Consider the following 13611-nt stretch of genomic DNA (forward strand, 5'->3'; position numbering starts at 1 on the left):
CATTCAGGCACGCTCCTCCTGCCACGCGGCCCAGTGGATCAGTTTCACGCTGTCCAGGGCCGCCAGGTTGGCGTCGGCATCATCGCGCCTGCGCTGGGCCGCCTGCGGCACCGCCACCTTCGCGCCCTTCGGCAGGGGAAGGACCTGAAGCAGGACCTCAGCACCGGGGCCGATTCCGGCGTCGTGCGTTTCGATGACCCAGGGGGAACCGTCCCAGAAGCGGTCGGCAACCACTCTGCCGTCAACGAGCAGCCTGGCGACGTCTCCTGCCCAGGCGATCTCCAGCTCCGCGTGCCCCTCTCCTGCCGGGAAGGGCGCCGTCGGCTCAAGCCGGTAGACCTCTGCATGTTCGTCCATGTCCCTGTCCGTGGGAGCGGCCGCCCGGCCGGCAAGGGAGCCGAAGGAAACGGGGACGGGCGCCGCGGCCCGGATGCGTTCGACAGTAAGGGTTTGGCGCGCTGTTTCCGGGTCGGCCGCGGAGGTCCGAACATCCTCGAACCGGCGGGACTCTGTGGAGTACCGCCGGACCGAAGGTGATCCCGGCGACCTTCCGGCCAGGAGTCCGTCCCCGCCGGTCCAGAGCGGATCGGCCGACAGGACCAGCTGCCTTCCGCGCTTTGTATCCAGGACCCAGGCCTGATCCGCCAGTTCAGCCGGCAGGACCAGGATCTTTAGCTCACTGCCCGAGGACCGGGCCGTCAGGGTAGCTGGCGTGGTGGGATCGGTGGCGTAGGCGTTGCCGCCCAGGGCGGCAGCCGGCCCCTCAAGGACTGTTCCTTCAGGGAAACAGAGCTGCGGTTCGATGCCTGCTCCGGCTGCCAGGACCAATGTCGGTGCCGATTCGGGCCCGAGCAGGGTGAGCGGCGAAGCCGTGGCCCAGCTTAGGCGGACTCCGGCAGTGTCGAGGTTGACCGGCCACGCGGCAATGGTTCCGGCGGGGATGGTGACAGGCTGTTGGGGAAAAGTCACCGTCACCGCCTCCAGTGACAGGCTGAACTGCGCGCCGCCGTGATCCGGCAGCGGGACGTGGGGCTGGTGCCAGGTGATGAACACGAACCCGGCCTCGCCATCCGAGCGCAGCGCCCAGCGGAGCGTCTCGGAGTCCTCCACACCCGCGGGCACCTGGTCCGGCAGCGTGGATGGCATCGGGGCGAGCCGGTCGCCGAACGCAGCCAGGAACGCGTGCTGCCTGCGCAGCAGTGCAAAGCTGGGTGCGAGCCTGCCGGCGGCGCCAATCGGTGCGTGGAAATCGTAGTCGAACACCGGAAGATCGTTCGGGTAGCCGGTGGCCTGGGATTCCTGCAGGCCGCCGGGAGGGTTGGTTCCGCCCGTGAACATGTAGTATCCCTGCCAGCCGGAACCGCTGCCGATTTTGTTGTTGGCCACGGCGGCCACGTCCTTGCCCGTGGGCCACGGCCGGCGCTGGTAGGCGGTGGCCATGCCGCCGGTCAGCTCGCAGGTGGCAGGCGGGTAGAGGGCCGACGGCGACCGGGGCGGCTCTGCCTCACTGCCGGAGAAATGCCCGCGGAGGTCGGCGCCGATGCCGGGGTCATCCCACTGGTGGCTGAAGAGGTAGTGCTGCCGGAAGGTGGGATCCCAAGGCGCGTCGGCGTCCACCCAGAAGCCGTCTCCGTAGCCGCCAAAGACCGGCAGGACCTCCTCCTCCGGGATGTCCGCCCCGCCCCAGGCTGTGGCGGTCCATACGGGCGCGCTCAGTCCGGCTGCCCGGGCCAGTTTCTTCAGCTCAATAATGTGTCCGGGCTGGTCGTACAGTTCGTTTTCCAGCTGGATACCGATGACGTTGCTCTCCGGCCCGGTCAGCCCTGCAAGCTCCGTGCCGAGGCGGTTGAACCAGCGTTCCACCAGGGCCAGGTAGGCGGGATCGTTCGTGCGGTGTTTGACGGCGGCTCCCTGGACCCAGTCCGGGAAGCCGCCGTTGCGGGCCTCGCCGTGCGCCCAGGGCCCGATGCGCAGGACCACGTCCAGATGCAGGTCCGCGCACAGCCGGACGAAGGCGGCAAGATCCAGGTTGCCGTCGAAGCGGGCCTTACCTTCGGTCTGCTCATGGTGGATCCAGAAAATGTAGCAGGCCACTACGGTGATGCCGCCGGCTTTCATCAGGCGCAGCCGGTCTTCCCAACGGCCGCGGGGCAGCCTGCTGAAGTGGATTTCGCCTGACACCGGTACGGCTGGACTGCCGCCGCATTCGATGTACTGGCTGGTGAGCCGCCATCTGCTGTGGCGGTCCTGGGTGTTGCTCATGGGCGGCAGCTGCAGGGCACGTCCGTGCGGCCGGTGAGCGGCTGTGAGGAGTTCGACGGTGGTTTGTTCAGAAGGCATAGGGTTTCTTTCAGCTCCCGGGGCGGTCAGGATGACGTTGTTCATGCGGCGCTGCCAGTCTTCGTCGGCCCACAAGGGGTGGTGCGGGGCAGCGTTTGAGCACAGGACCATGCCCCAGATTCCGTGCTGCAGTGCCGTGCGGATGCCGCGTTCGGCCAGGTCCTTGCCGAGGGGGCCTTCCTCGAAGGTGCCGTGGAGCGGGGTGTAGCCGATCCAGCCTTCGCCCACCACGGCCGGCACGTCCTTCCAGCGGGCCCAGGCCGCGATGGCGATGACCCGCGACTCGACTTCCCGCCGCATCACCTCGCGGTAGGGCCCGTACTCGTTGTAGAGCCACGTATCCCACGCCTCCGGATCAATCCAGTCGTAGCCGTAGAACATCTGGTCGGTCACCACAGTGGCGCGGTACTTCCAGTCCGCCAGGCGTCCGTACTCTTCAATCGACGGCGCATCAGGGCGAAGCAGGGCACGCAGGGCCGGGTTGGGAAAGTCCGCCGTGCCTTCGGAACGGATGTCGATCTGCTGCTGCAGCGCATCCAGCACACCGTAGCTGTAGACATGGAATTGCGCCGCACCGAGCCCGTCAGGGACGGTATGCATCGCAAGGTGCGGTGGTTTGCCGTAGCTGGCGGTGACCAGGAGGTCCGGATGCAGTGACCGCAGCCGGTGCAGCTGCCCGCTGCCGCCGTCGGCCAGCGCGGGCAGGATGGAGAAATCCACCTCGTTATGGAGTTCCACCATGGCGATGCGGTTCCGGTGCCCGGCCGCGGTGAGCGCGTTGATGAGCCGGTCCCAGGCGTCCGCCAGCATGCGGTACCTGTCAGCGAGGGGGACGGAATCGATGGCGTCGAACCACTCCGGGGACCGGGCGAACACCGTGGACTGCTGGTACTCCCAGCTGGCCAGGATGACAACGAGTCCGTGCCGGGCTGCGGCGTCGAAAAGTTCCAGCAGGCGCTCCCGGAGGTTCAGGCGGTACCCACCCGGCACGTCATACCAGCGCGTGCCCCGTCCGTAGATGCCGCCGTCCGGAGCCTGCCCAAGGCCCTCGATCTCAAGGTCGGTGGCCAGGTGATCCAGCCCCAGGCCGCCGAAGAGCAGCAGCGGGGCGGCGCAGATGCGGATGGTGTTGTAGCCCAGCTTTGCTGCTTGCGCGCAGGCAGCGTCCAGGTCTGCGTACGGGCCGCCGTCCTCGCCGCGGGTGTACCAGGAGAAGTCCCAAAGGGTGATGGTCAGGCGGGATGGAAGGTGCGACGGCGGTGTTCCCGTCAGGGCGCTCGGGCCGGCTTCGAGCGTTCCGGAGCCGAGGTACCGCGGTGCCTCGGTCACAGGCTTGCCCCTTCCTTGTGGTGCGGGCCTTGGTGCGGGCTTCCCCGTAAAGCCCGGCCCTCCGCGGCGAGCAGGCGGAGTGAACGGCCCGTTGTGTTCCGGGCGGCGGCTGTATCAGTATTGAACAGCAGCAGTTCGGGCAGGGATGTCGCAAAATAGGCGGGCGCCGCCGGGGCGGCTGCCAGTTCATCAGCACGGTCTTCGAGGCACTGCCAGGCAGCTTCCGCTTCCGCCTCCCGGTCCAGCCGGGTGAGGGCCACGCCCCGCCAGTAGTCGGCGGGGCCGGCGGGTGCGGGGTCCACGGCTAACGGGCTGCTTTTCCGGCAGGCCAGATTCCACGCGCCGGTTGCTGCCCCTGAATCTCCGGCCAGTTCGAGCGCGTCCCCCAGCGCCACCAGGCGTTCGGCCATGGTGTCCGCCGGATGCCGTCCCTCGCCCAGGTTCGCCGGGGCCTCGACGCCGGCGCGCAGCAAGGCGATTGCCGCCGTCGGGTCCTGCTCCATCAGCGCCCTGGCCTGCCGGACCGCCGCGCGGTCGTAAGCTGCGAGCGCCTTCCCTTCACCGCCTTCGAAGGGCTGGAAGGTACGGGTGGACATGATCTCCAGGGCCTCCTCGACGCGTCCTGCATCAATCAGCAGGTTGACGTAGAGCAGCACCAGGTCATCGCGGTCCAGGACCGAACGGGACTGCTGTTCGATGCCGGCGATCCGTTCCTCGATCGGCGCCGCGCGGAGCCCGGCCAGGACGGAGCGTTCAAAAACCAGCCGTGCATCGTCGGGGCTCAGTTTAAGAGCATGGTCGAAGTACCGGTCGGCGGCGCCGGGATCACCGCCGGTATTGACGGTGGCAATGGCCGCATTCCGCCAGACCACCGGATCCGCTGAACCGAGCAGCATGGACTTTTCCAGGTGGGCCAGGGCGTCGCCGGTGCGCCCGGCGTCCAGCAGCCAGCAGCCCAGAAGCCCGTGTGCCACCTCGTCCCTGGGATCCGCCTCAAGGGCCCGGTGCAGCGCGTCGTATTCGTCCAGTCCATAGGGGAAGGCATAGGCCGTATCGCTGCGCCTTGCCGCCATACGTTCTGCCGCAGCCGCCTCCGGGTCCAACAGATCCTCGAACCAGGCGGAACGGAGGTAGTGTCGCAGGGGCTCGGGGTTGCCGAAGACTTTGTTGGCGCCTGCGGCCTGCGCCTGTCCGGTGAGGTCCAGTGCACGCTGCCACTGCCCTGCCCGCGCCAGCCAGCAGGCCACTGTCAGGGAGGTCTTAGGATCCTTGGCGTCCAGCGAGCCATCCAGTGCCAGTGCCACGGGGTCCAGCGGATCCGACACGAGGATGTCCTGCAGCAGGCGGCCGCTTTCGTTCACGCGTCCGGAGCCTGCCAGGGCAAGGAACAGCAGGTGCTTCGCCTCCAGGCTGGCCGGATCCAGCCGCAGTGCGGCGTCGGCGTGCCGGTGCGCTTCAGCGGGCTGTCCTGACCTCATGGCCAGGCGGGCAAGTGCCAGGTGTGCCGGATGGGCCCAGGCCCTGTCCCACGATGCCTTCCCGAACCGCTCCTGCGCTTCATCCTGGTGGCCCGCACGCTCCAGGACGAGGCCGAGCCGGTAGCTGGCCTCCCCGCTGGGCGGGTTCAGGTTGCGCCGGGTCAGCCGCGCCAGCGCATTTTCCAGCAGCTTCCGGGCCTGTGCGTAGTGGCCGGCCCGGTACTTGGCGGCTGCCAGGGCTGTCGACGCGCGGGAGTCCTGCGGGTCCCGGCGGAGGATCTCCTCCAGGTACGGCAGGGGCGAGCGCGTGGGATGCCGGTTCTGCGCCAGGTGCGTTGCTGTCACGAAGAGCTCGTCCGGGCAATCGACGTCCGACGGCGGTGGCGGCTCAGCCGCTATCCAGGGTTCAACAGGAGTGTCCTCGTGCTGGCGCGGGGTCCATGAGATCAGTTCCCGGTCCCCGTCCAGGACCAGCAGGGAAAGGTCGGTTTCGCATACGGGCCCGGGCAGTTCGGCTGTCCCGGTGAAAGGGTGGGCCGGTGAGATCGGGGCAGTCCATGCGCGGACGGCAACATCGCGGTGTTTGAGCACCACGGTGGCATTTTCCCGGTGGGCCGTGGCGGACACGCCGGCGGTAACCGTGCGGCCGTCCTCATTCACCCGGAGTGCCACGGCCACGTCCAGGTTCGCCTGGTGCGCCGGGCCCAGCTTCCGGATCGGATACCAGAACTCGCTGAAGGTGCGGGTCTCGCCCGGAGCCAGGTAGCTGAAGTCGGGCTGGTTGTCTGTAAACACGCCGGACATCAGCTCAACGTAAGGGCCGTCGTCGTCCGTCAACTGGGCATCCCATGCCGCGCCCACGGCGCCGTTCCCCCACGTCCACTGCTTTTTGCCCGGGGAAATGCTGCGGTCGGCCCAGTGGACAAAGCCGGCACCGGCGTCATGGTCGTAGCCGCCGAAGAAGCTGTCCTTGGTGTCCGTGATCATGTAGGAGGTGGGGACCGGGATGTTGGCGTAGAAATCGATGCGGTCCGCGTCCTCCCGGCCGTCCTGTCCGGCCAGCGCCGGGTAGTCCACGCCATAGTAGGGCCGGTCGGCGCGCGGGAAGGCGGTGACCGCGCGCCGGGCGTGGTCGGCGACGTACCGGACATCGGTGGGGAAGAAGGACTGGTATTTATCGTGGACGCGGGCCGCAGCGTTTGCCCACCAGAGGAAGGTCTGGGGTTCATCGGTCCTGTTGTACAGCCGCGCCTCGACCTCGATCAGGGAGCTGCCGGGGCGCAGCCGGACACCGTGGCTGCCCCGCATCCGTTGCAGCGGGTCGAGGTCGCTGTGCCACACGGTGACCTGGCCCTCGTCTCCCCGCTCCACCGAGGTTTCTACGGGGAGGAACGTCCCGGGGCGGTGGTGCTGTGGCCAGTTGAACTCGACACCGCCGGAGATCCACGGCCCTGCCAGCCCCACCAGGCCGGGCTTGATCACGTTGTTCCGGTAGAAGAAGTCGTAGCCGGCCGTTTTGTCGAAGCCGATGTGGATGCGGCCCCCAACCTCCGGGAGCAGCATCAGGCGCACATATTCGTTTTCCAGGTGGATAGCCTGCCAGAGCCGGGGCTCCTTGGTGGCCGAGATGCTGTCGATGAACGGCAGGGGGTACACCTTGCCGCTGGACCCCTGGTACACGCGCCGGTCCAGGAACAGCGGGTAGCGGTCCGGCTCGCCGGGAGCGTACGTGTCGATGGTGACCGGCTCGGACCAGCAGGCAACACCGCCTGCATCCAGGACGGCCTGTTGGTCAGGCGGCGCGGCAGGCAGGATGATGCGGCTTTTGTTCTGATCCATCACGAATCAAAGCCTATGGACTTCGCGTGGCCTTTCCCATGGCATATCCACGCGCATACATGGACGATCGTTTACAGCAGGGGCGTGCCCTGGGTGCGGAGAGCTGTTGCGAAGCGGACACTGTGTAGAGCTGTACTGGATGCAGGGCTCGCGCCTGGCGTTTTTCCTGGGGAAAGCGGGTCACCGCTTCCGCTGTACGCGTTGGAGTGACTGCGCGGCAATCCCGGGTACGTCGTTGAACCAGCCACAACGGGGGTGCTCTGGCTGTGCTCCAGCCTGTCGAATCCCAGCAGAAGTCAAACCGAAGCTGGTTTTTCCGGTTCCGCTCCGGCAGGACGGCCGCCCGGCGGCCCCGTGAGCACGGTGGGGACGTATTCGAGCAGTTGAAGCCGGCCGTCGAAGGTCCGGCTCTGCACCATCTCCAACAAGACGTCGGGGTAGCCGTCGTAAATCCGTTCGCTGCCTGTCCGGCCCGTAATCACCGGGAAGACCACCAGCCGGAACCTGTCCACGAGGCCGGCCGCCAGCAGGGAGCGGCACAGGCTCAGGCTGCCGAGGGTGCTCATCGGCCCGGTTCCGGTCCGTTTCATCTCCGCGACTGCCTCCACCGCGTCCCCAGCCACCAACTGCGAGTTCGGCCAGGTCAAGGGGGCCTTCAAGGTGGAAGAGAAGACTACTTTGGGGACGGCGGCCAGGCCGGCGAGGCTGGCCCCCTCGTTGTCGGAAAATCCCGAGTCCCCTGCTGCGGCTTCCCCGGACATGCCGGACATCAGACGGTAGGTGTTGGCGCCCATCAGGAAGGTGTAGTTCTTTTTCCCCTCTTCCTCGAGCCAGGCCAGGTACTCCGGGCCCTCCAGGCCCCACCAGCCGGGCCATCCCTCGGCAGAGGCATAACCGTCCAGTGAAATGATCAGGTCTACCATCAGGTTTGCTGCCGGCCTTTTTGTCGTTGCCTGGCTCATGGCCGTCTCCTCGTTGAATCGGCGGATGCCGGAGGGGCAGCCACGCCTTCCGGGCAGCAGGTTCCGGTGCGGGTCATGCTATCCCCGGGATGCCGCCGGGTCTACCCGTCCGCTGGCCTGCGTGAGAGCATACGGGCATGCCAGCCATCCAGCGCATCCGTCCCGAAGGACTCGTTGCAAGCCCCGCCTTCAGCCATGTTGCTGTTGTCCCGCCGGGCGCCACCACCATTTATGTGGGCGGCCAGAACTCCGTGGACTCCCAGGGGGCGCTCGTTGGCGGGAGCGACGTCGCAGCACAGTCCGCCCGCGCGCTCGAGAACGCGAAGACCGCCCTCGCTGCCGCCGGCGCAAGCATCGGCGATGTTGTGCAGTGGACCGTACTGTTCGTCAACGGCGCCGACATCGCCGCGGGATACCGGGCCATCGCAGCAGAACTGGCGTCTGACGAGCCGGCACTGGTGACCGCTGCCCTCGTGGCCGGGCTGGGTGTTCCCGGCGCACTTGTGGAGATCAGCGCCGTCGCTGCCGTGCTCCCGGACACGGCGCCCTAGCAGGGCGGGGAACCTGGTCTGAATAAATGCCTGCGCCTACTCGAAGCGAACGGGGTCCCACTCCAGGATCCGCGGAACGGCGAGGCCTTCCAGAACGAACGGATCGTCGGCGATGAACCGCTCGGCATCCTCGCGCGAGGTGAAAAGCCCCATGGAAGAGCCGGCCGGATCCGGTGTCAGGAACGGGCCCAGAGCCAGCAGGCCGCCACCATTGGCGCGGAACGCTTCGAAGTACGCCTGGTGGCGGGGGTATGTCTCGAGGACGCGTGCCCGGTCGGTGCCATCACTAAGGCTGTAAATAACGATGGATTCCATGCCGCAGATCCTACCTGCCGCTTGCCCAAGGGGCGCTGGGAGCAATCCCTTCCAGCCGCCGTCGGACGCCACTAGCATGGCCGTTAGCCCCTCCCCGTCCTGACCACCACAGCCACCATCCGAGGAAAGCAATGAGTACCGTCACCTGCGATCTCACCGTATCCGTCGACGGCTTCCTCGCCGGCCCCAACCAGACTCCGGAGAATCCGCTGGGCGAGGGTGGAGAGGAGTTGCACCGGTGGCAGTTCGAGGAGCCCGCTGCCAACGCCAAAGAGCTGGAGGGCATCCTCTCCGCGGGGGCCTACATCATGGGCCGCAACATGTTCGCCGGCCCCGGGACCGGTCCGTGGGATAGGGACTGGCGCGGCTGGTGGGGCGAAGAACCGCCGTATCACGCGCCGGTTTTTGTGCTCACGCATCATCCGCGGGCGCCCCTGAAAATGGAGGGCGGCACCACGTTCTATTTCGTGGAGGAAGGGATCGAACCGGCACTGGCACAGGCACGGGACGCCGCGGCAGGCAAGGACGTGGCCATAGCCGGCGGCGCGCAAACCGCCCGCCAATATCTGTCGGCCGGGCTAATCGACGAGTTGCGGCTCCATATCTCTCCGCTCCTCCTCGGAGCCGGCGAGCGGCTCCTCGACGGCGTCCGGAACCTCAAGCTCGAGCCAACGCAAGTCGGCGGCACACCCCTCGTGACGCACATCCGCTACCGGTGCGGATTAGGTAGCTGAAGAGTGCCTGCGGCTCTTGACCCGCATGGGGCCCAGGCGTATACCGAGAGGGTCATAGCGCTGGCCCTCGCTGGGACTCGAGACGGAGCTGGCTGCCCTGTGGTCTCTGAGAGAATCTGGAATTGCCATGGGTAGCGATCGATTTGACGTACTCCGCGAACAGGTCCGCGGGCAGGTCATTGAAGAGGGCGATGCCGACTACGAGTCGGCCCGTCTCGTGTACAACGGCATGATCGACCGCCGCCCCGCGGCGGTGCTGCGGGTGTCCCAGGTGGCGGACGTGATGGCCGCCGTCCGCTTTGCGCGCGGTCTTGATATTGAGGTTGCCTTGCGCGGCGGCGGACACAGCGCGCCCGGCTTTGGGACGGTCGACGGCGGCTTGGTCCTCGATTTCTCGGCCCGCCGCGGGGTCCGGGTTGACCCCGCCGCGAGGACTGCGCGGGTGGAGCCGGGCGCCACGTGGGCTGACTACAACCACGCCACTCATGCGTTTGGCCTGGCAAGTACGGGCGGCATCATCGGCTCAACCGGCGTAGCAGGACTCACACTGGGCGGCGGCATAGGATATCTTTCCCGCAAGTACGGCCTTGCCTGCGACAACCTGTCCTCGGCAGACGTGGTGCTTGCGGACGGAACGTTCGTAACGGCCAGCGAGGCTGAGAACGTGGATTTGTTCTGGGCCCTGCGTGGCGGCAGCGGCAACTTCGGTGTAGTCACGTCCATGGAGTTCCGCCTGCACCCAGTAGACACGGTCCATGTGGGGATCATGTTTTTTGATGCTGCCACAGGAGCTGACATCGGCGCGGCATACCGCGAATGGATTGCCGCCGAACCGGAGGAGATGGGCGCTTTCCTGGGATTCCACCAGGGCCCGCCGGTTCCCTTCCTTCCTGAGGAATGGCACGGGCGGCCGGTTGTTGTTGTTGCCGGCATGTGGACGGGGGATCTTGACGCCGGACCTGCACACTGGCAGACCATGCTGGACGCGGGGCCCGCACTGGGCAGCTTCTTTGCGCCGATGCCTTACCCGGCACTGAACATCATGTTCGACGGGCTCAGCGCCGTCCCTGGGCTCCAGGGTTACTGGAAGGCAGATTTCCTTCGGACCCTCAGCAACGATGCGCTGCGCACCGCCGTCGAATTCTCCCCCGGGATCCCCACGGTCCACTCGGCCAACCACTTCTATCCCATCGACGGGGCCGTGAATCGGGTCGCCCCTGAGGCCACCGCTTTCGCCTACCGTGATGTGAAGTTCGCTCCGGTTATCGCCGGGCAATGGCCTGACGCAGCTGACAACGCGGCGAACATCGCCTGGGTCCGGGCCTATTGGAATGCGCTGCACGAGTATTCGGAGCCAGGCGGCTACATCAACTTCCAGGACGCCGATGACCAGAACAGGATCGAGGACACCCTCGGGTCGAATTATGCACGGCTCGCAGAGCTCAAAGCGAAGTACGATCCGGACAATTTCTTCCACGTCAACCAGAACATCAAGCCGGCCCAAGCCGCCACCGCGGTCCCGTCCCAGCCGCCTGCGGCACTTCAGGCAGCACCAGCGGAACCGCGTCCGGCCGAAGCGGCACTGCCGGAGGCCACGCCGCCTGAAGCAGCACCGACCGCATGAACGAAGCGGCCGCCGGGCCCTCATTGGAGGGTCCGGCGAGGTACCGCTGATGCAGCCGCTGTCCACGTCATTGGTTCTGATCGCGTTGCTGGCTGTTGCGGCGCCCCTTGCCGCCCGTTTCCTGGACCGGGTGCTCAAAGTGCCCGTCGTAGTGTTCGAAATTATCCTCGGAATCGTGCTGGGCCCCAGTCTGCTGGGTTGGATACAGTCCACGCAGTTCACTGACACCCTGGCGGATTTCGGGCTGGCCATGCTCTTCTTCGTCGCCGGCAACGAGATCGATTTCACCGCAATCCGCGGCCGGCCCGCCAACCGTGCCGCGGCTGGCTGGACCATCTCATTGGCGGCCGGCATCGGTGCCGGCCTTGTCCTGGCGCCCGGCCCGGAGGCTGCCGTGATCATCGGCGTGGCGTTGTGTTCCACCGCCCTCGGCACGCTTCTGCCGATCCTGCGCGACGCCGGCGAGTCAAAGTCCCCGATGGGTGTCACGGTGGCGGCGTTGGGTGCAGTCGGCGAATTCGGTCCTCTGGTGGCAGTCTCGCTGTTTTTCAGCGGGCGGGAACTGGGACCGGCCACAGGAGTTCTGCTCGGATTCGTCCTGTTGACCGGCCTGGCGATATTCCTGGCCTCCCGCGCACGGCATTCCCTGCTCCACTCCCAGGTCACCAGGACACTGCACACCAGCGGCCAGTTCGCCGTCCGGTCCATCATGTTCATTCTGAGTGTGCTGGTTGTCCTCAGTATGGTTCTGGGGCTGGACATGCTGCTGGGTGCCTTCGCCGCGGGCGTCCTGTGGAAGGTTGCGATCGCCCGGGCTCCCGAACACGACCGGCACATCATCGAGATGAAGATCGACGCCATTGCCTTCGGATTCCTGGTGCCGATCTTCTTCATCGATACCGGCATCGACTTCGAGCTGAACGCGCTGACCAGCAGCCCGGCAACCCTTGCTCTGGTCCCCCTGTTCCTTGTACTCCTGCTCGTCATCCGCGGGCTCCCGTCCCTGCTGGCCGCTCCCCCGAAATCCAGTCCCGGCGACAAACGGGCCATCGTCCTGTTCGCGGCAACAGGCCTGCCGATCATTGTTGCCGTGACCGGCATTGGCCGGGACGAAGGGCTGATCACCAGCGGAACCGCCTCCGCCCTGGTGGGGGCAGGCATGCTGTCGGTCCTCCTGTTTCCCCTGCTGGCACTCCGGCAGCACCAGCGAAGCCAGCCAGGAACCCATCGGCCGCCGGTACCGACGCGCTGATCCAAGATGCCTCCTGACCGCGGCTTTTCCGCGGCTGACGGCACGGCACAACGAGAACCACGCTCTGCTCATCCCTGCGTGCCCGCCCCTGCCCCTTGACAGGCATTATTGAGTACACTCATAATTGAGGAGAATCAAATATAGAAAGGCCGGCCATGAAAGCTTTTGTCGTTACCAAGTACGGAGAGCCGCTGCGTGAAGCGGACGTCGCCGAGCCGGCTATGGGGGAACGGGATGTGCTCGTCCAGGTGCAGGCCGCGGGCTTGAACCAGCTGGATGAGAAGATCCGGCTTGGTGAGTTCAAGCAGATCCTCCCCTACAAGCTCCAGTTAGTCCTCGGCAATGACGTGGCCGGTACCGTTATCCGCGTCGGGGCTCAGGTCACCGGGTTCAAACCCGGCGATGAGGTCTATGGCCGGCCCAGCAAGGACCGCATCGGCACGTTCGCGGAGCGCATCGCCGTTGCCGAGGATGACCTGGCACTCAAACCCGTAACGGCATCCATGGCGGAGGCCGGCTCGCTGCCGCTGGTGGCGCTCACCGCATGGCAGGCCCTCGTCGAGCGGGGCAATGTGCGCCCCGGGCAGAAGGTCCTCATCCACGCAGGCGCCGGCGGGGTTGGCTCGATCGCTATCCAGCTCGCCAAGCACCTTGGCGCGACTGTTGCCACCACCGGCAGCGGCTCGAACGCTGATTTCCTCCGGGAGCTCGGGGCTGACGTGGTCATTGACTACCGCACTGAGGATTTTGAGGAACACCTCAGCGGGTATGACCTTGTCCTCGACAGCCTCGGCGGCGAAAACCTCGAAAAGTCCCTGCGCGTCCTCAAGCCAGGCGGGAAGGCAATTGGGATCTCCGGTCCGCCGGATCCGAAGTTCGCCCGCGATGCCGGCCTGAATCCTGTCCTGCGCCTGGCGATCACGGCACTCAGCCGCAAAATCAGACGGCAGGCCAGGAAGCTCGGAGTCAGCTATGAATTCCTGTTTATGCGTGCCAGCGGGGATCAGCTGCGCCGGATCGCCGCGTTGGTCGACGCGGGGACGCTGCGCCCCGTCGTCGGAAAGGTTTTCGATTTCGCCCAAACTCCAGAGGCGTTGCAGTCCCTGGCCGGCGGCGGAATCCGCGGCAAAGCGGTGCTCACCCTCAACCACTGAACCGCCACTGATTCAACAGGCCAAGCAGCCAGA

The 13611-nt window shown here is 66.5% G+C and carries 9 protein-coding genes; 5 read left to right on the forward strand and 4 right to left on the reverse strand.

Annotated elements, in window-relative coordinates; all coding sequences use genetic code 11:
- Positions 1 to 3 precede the first annotated feature (3 nt).
- The 3 genes from QRN11_RS18035 to QRN11_RS18045 all read right to left on the reverse strand — a co-directional run bounded on the left by QRN11_RS18035 (position 4) and on the right by QRN11_RS18045 (position 7948).
- Positions 4 to 3669 (reverse strand): beta-galactosidase, encoded by a 3666-nt coding sequence (locus tag QRN11_RS18035; RefSeq protein ID WP_285313886.1) that lies wholly within the window; start codon positions 3667 to 3669, stop codon positions 4 to 6.
- Positions 3666 to 6986: a DUF5107 domain-containing protein gene (locus QRN11_RS18040; protein WP_285313887.1), complete on the reverse strand. Its 3321-nt coding sequence runs from the start codon at positions 6984 to 6986 to the stop codon at positions 3666 to 3668. The genes QRN11_RS18035 and QRN11_RS18040 overlap by 4 nt, the downstream gene beginning before the upstream one ends.
- Before the next feature lie 296 nt (positions 6987 to 7282).
- Complete coding sequence (locus tag QRN11_RS18045; protein ID WP_285313888.1) at positions 7283 to 7948, reverse strand: dihydrofolate reductase family protein; 666 nt, start codon at positions 7946 to 7948, stop codon at positions 7283 to 7285.
- 137 nt (positions 7949 to 8085) lie between these two features.
- Between QRN11_RS18045 and QRN11_RS18050 the strand changes: the two genes are divergently transcribed.
- Positions 8086 to 8499 carry a RidA family protein gene (locus QRN11_RS18050; protein ID WP_285313889.1) on the forward strand — a complete coding sequence of 138 codons (414 nt, stop codon included), beginning with the start codon at positions 8086 to 8088 and terminating at the stop codon, positions 8497 to 8499.
- A gap of 36 nt (positions 8500 to 8535) precedes the next feature.
- Here the strand turns inward: QRN11_RS18050 and QRN11_RS18055 are convergent, their stop codons facing one another.
- A complete protein-coding gene (locus QRN11_RS18055; RefSeq protein WP_142060846.1) occupies positions 8536 to 8814 on the reverse strand; it encodes a YciI family protein in 279 nt (92 codons plus the stop codon).
- A 131-nt stretch (positions 8815 to 8945) separates the two neighbouring features.
- Here QRN11_RS18055 and QRN11_RS18060 point away from each other — a divergent pair, with 131 nt between their 5' ends.
- The 4 genes from QRN11_RS18060 (at position 8946) to QRN11_RS18075 (ending at position 13578) form a co-directional block, all read left to right on the forward strand.
- Positions 8946 to 9548, forward strand: coding sequence for a dihydrofolate reductase family protein (locus QRN11_RS18060; RefSeq protein ID WP_285313890.1), 603 nt, complete (start codon positions 8946 to 8948; stop codon positions 9546 to 9548).
- 127 nt (positions 9549 to 9675) lie between these two features.
- Complete coding sequence (locus tag QRN11_RS18065) at positions 9676 to 11172, forward strand: FAD-binding oxidoreductase (RefSeq protein WP_285313891.1); 1497 nt, start codon at positions 9676 to 9678, stop codon at positions 11170 to 11172.
- 49 nt (positions 11173 to 11221) lie between these two features.
- Positions 11222 to 12424 carry a cation:proton antiporter gene (locus QRN11_RS18070; protein WP_285313892.1) on the forward strand — a complete coding sequence of 401 codons (1203 nt, stop codon included), beginning with the start codon at positions 11222 to 11224 and terminating at the stop codon, positions 12422 to 12424.
- Positions 12425 to 12579: 155 nt separating this feature from the next.
- Positions 12580 to 13578 carry an NADP-dependent oxidoreductase gene (locus QRN11_RS18075; RefSeq protein WP_285313893.1) on the forward strand — a complete coding sequence of 333 codons (999 nt, stop codon included), beginning with the start codon at positions 12580 to 12582 and terminating at the stop codon, positions 13576 to 13578.
- The last annotated feature ends 33 nt before the right edge of the window (positions 13579 to 13611 follow it).

Source organism: Pseudarthrobacter sp. fls2-241-R2A-168, from assembly GCF_030209335.1.
Taxonomy (GTDB): Bacteria; Actinomycetota; Actinomycetes; order Actinomycetales; family Micrococcaceae; genus Arthrobacter.